We start from the raw sequence: 2785 nt of genomic DNA, 5'->3' as shown, positions 1-2785 counted from the left end.
GCCGGAAATCACCCGGCAGGCCGGTCTGGCGGATTTGTCGCTGCTGAACATCGACGAAACGGGCAGTGGGCAACTGAGCAGCAGCCGGGGGCAGGGCACGGAGATTTTTCTGCAACGGGTTCGGTTCGATCTCAACCGCAGCGACTGGCTGTGGCTGGCCAACAGCGACAAGCTGGTGATTGCCAACACCGATCTGAGCCAGGGTGTCGACAGTCAGTATGACTACCGGGGACCTTTGCAATTGAATGGATGCCGCAATTTTGTGCTTCGGGACAACACGTTCAACTATGCCGTGGACGGCCTGAACCTGAACGAGACGCAAGACGGGGTTTTTGAGAACAATGTAGTAAACCGTGACGGTTCGGCCCGGTATCCAGCCAATACGATCCATCACGTTCTGATCCTGAGTTTTGCCCGGAATGTCGCGATGCTCAACAATGAATTCAAGGTAATCAACGGACCGGCCCAGAATGGCAACGATGGCGAAACAATCCTGAGCGAAGGCGGGGGGGCTGACCGCATCGACGAGGAGGCCGGAACGGTGAGCGGAGCCACGGCCACAACCTTGCAGGACCAGAGCAAGACCTGGGGGAGCTTTCGACGGCAGCCGGTGGTGGCCATTGTGAGCGGAAAAGGAATGGGACAATGGCGCCGGATCACCAGCCGGAGCGGCTCGACGCTGCAATTGGACCGGGCCTGGGACGTCATTCCGGAGGCCGGAAGTCACTATGCAATTTTTAACTGGGGAGCCGAAAACTGGTTGGTGGCCAATAACCGCATGGAAGGGAACCGCCGGGGCATCACGCTGTATCACACGGCCACAACGCAGGTAGCGATTGTCAACAACACCCTGCTCAACAGCGGTTCGATCGACCTGACGCCGGTTCAGCAACTGTATAACGGTCGTCAGCAGTTTATCCCGGTCTATAACACCCAGATTGTGGGCAACACCGTTTCGAACACGGACGGATCGAACGGGGTCTTTATTGGTGTCCATGCTGTACAGCACCGGCAGGAGCGAACCTTTGGTACATCGGTGGTGGGGCTGGAGGTGCGGGGCAACACGTTGCGGGCGGGCGTTCCGAACATCCCGGCGGTGGTGGATGCCGAGTTTCCGGAAGGCTACCTCAATTATTTGGAATACAATCCGGTGACGTTTTATCAGGACGAGCGGATTCCGGCCGTTCTGGGAAGTATTTTCGAAAACAACACGGCCATCAATTGCAACAATGCGCTGTATGTCAACAGCGGTTCCTACAACACGCTGGTTTGTAACCTGAAGCTGGAGAATTCACCCAATGCGATCCGGGACGACCGGCTGGACCGGGTCAGCCATGCTTCGGTGTCGACTTCGTTGTGTCTGATTACCGGCGATGAAGAGTCGCAGCTTGTTGTAAAGGTTTACCCCAATCCGGCCACCACCGAACTCCACGTCCAATTGTCGGCCGCCGGGGCGCAATTAAAAATCTATTCATTGGCCGGGGCCTTGTTTATGGATACCCGAACGGCAACCTCCGAAGCGAATCTGGATGTTCGACGTCTTCCCGTCGGCCCCTATGTGTTGCAGGTTCAGCCCGATCAGGGGGGCGTTGTGAGTGAATGCTTTATAAAATATTAAACAGGTTCAATGCGTAGTTGGAATGAAGAACCGCAAGTCTCTATTGCTTCGGCTCCGCTGGGTGCTTGCTGGCCGGACGCCCTTTACCGGCATTATCTGCAACCCGTCCCAACCGGTTTTCACGCCAAACTGAATGCGTACCGGAACTGGCAGGACCGGCAGCGTTCCCTGATTGGCCGGTTATTGCTGGCAAAACTTCTGCATCAGTACGGTTTTCCCGCTGAAACGCTGGAGCGGCTTACCATCGGCCGGTACGGAAAACCGTTTATCGATTCCGGTTTTCACTTTAATATTGCCCATTCTGCCGACCGGATTGTTTGCGTGGCCAGCCGGGACATTGCCGTCGGAATAGACATCGAATTGATCCGACCCATTGACTTCTCTGATTTTGAATCCGTGATGTCGCTGGCGCAATGGCAGCGGATCACGGGATCGGAAGAGCCGATACTGGAATTCTGGCGTCACTGGACTGTCAAAGAAGCCATTGCCAAAGCCGATGGCCGTGGAATCGGACTGCCGCTTGCCACCATTTCGATTGAATCAGCCGTTGCCATGCTGGGCGAAAGTCGTTGGTATGTGGCAGAACTGGAGCAGTGGAACGGATATTGCAGTTTTGTTGCGGGCAACCAGCCTATCGAGCCCGGTCTGATTGCTTTTGAAACGTACCAGTTTGGCTAAAAGCCAGTCGGTCTGTTCTACAACCGAAGGCCAGATGTTTATCCTGGTCAAATTTTTTTCCAGATACCATTCTCTCTTTTCAACCAGCGGTTCCGCTGGGGTACATCGTCCATTCACTTTCTTTTTTGTAAACTCCTGTAAACCGGGTCGAATTGGCACAGATTTGGCGGAAGAATAACGAGCCAATAAAGGCGATGTTTGTTCTGTGACTACACATTGGTGAAGGGGGAATGTGCGGTTGGATACGATGCGTAATCTGTAAAAAATAAAGATATGACCCATCGTTACCTGTTATTCTTTCTTTTTATTAGCCTTTGTAGTTTACAAAACGCTACTTCCCAACCCCGCCTTTTCAATGCCAGCCCCTCGGCCCAACCCGGCGAAACCGTCGGCCTGCAAGGATCTTTTGGGGCCTCGGCGAAAGCCTACTTTCGCAAAGGAACGGCCACGACGCCCACGGCCTTGCCCATTCAGGTGCAGAGTGCCAAC

3 protein-coding genes are annotated in these 2785 nt (G+C 54.4%); all 3 read left to right on the top strand.

Going from position 1 to position 2785, the window contains the following annotated elements:
* Positions 1 to 1618 (top strand): T9SS type A sorting domain-containing protein (locus FH871_RS31585; RefSeq protein WP_138995303.1); only part of this gene is annotated, 1618 nt, incomplete at its 5' end.
* Positions 1619 to 1627: 9 nt separating this feature from the next.
* Positions 1628 to 2296, top strand: coding sequence for a 4'-phosphopantetheinyl transferase superfamily protein (locus FH871_RS31580; protein ID WP_138995302.1), 669 nt, complete (start codon positions 1628 to 1630; stop codon positions 2294 to 2296).
* A 273-nt stretch (positions 2297 to 2569) separates the two neighbouring features.
* Positions 2570 to 2785 (top strand): hypothetical protein (locus tag FH871_RS31575; RefSeq protein WP_138995301.1); only part of this gene is annotated, 216 nt, incomplete at its 3' end.

Source organism: Larkinella sp. C7 (assembly GCF_006149005.1).
Classification (GTDB): domain Bacteria; phylum Bacteroidota; class Bacteroidia; order Cytophagales; family Spirosomataceae; genus Larkinella.
Note: the sequence above shows the minus strand (reverse complement) of the source record. Positions and strands in the feature narration are given on the sequence as shown.

What these genes read in the sequence shown, in the direction of transcription:
- FH871_RS31580 (WP_138995302.1), top strand. Translation starts at nt 1,628, where the DNA reads ATGCGTAGTTGGAATGAAGAACCGCAAGTCTCTATTGCTTCGGCTCCG.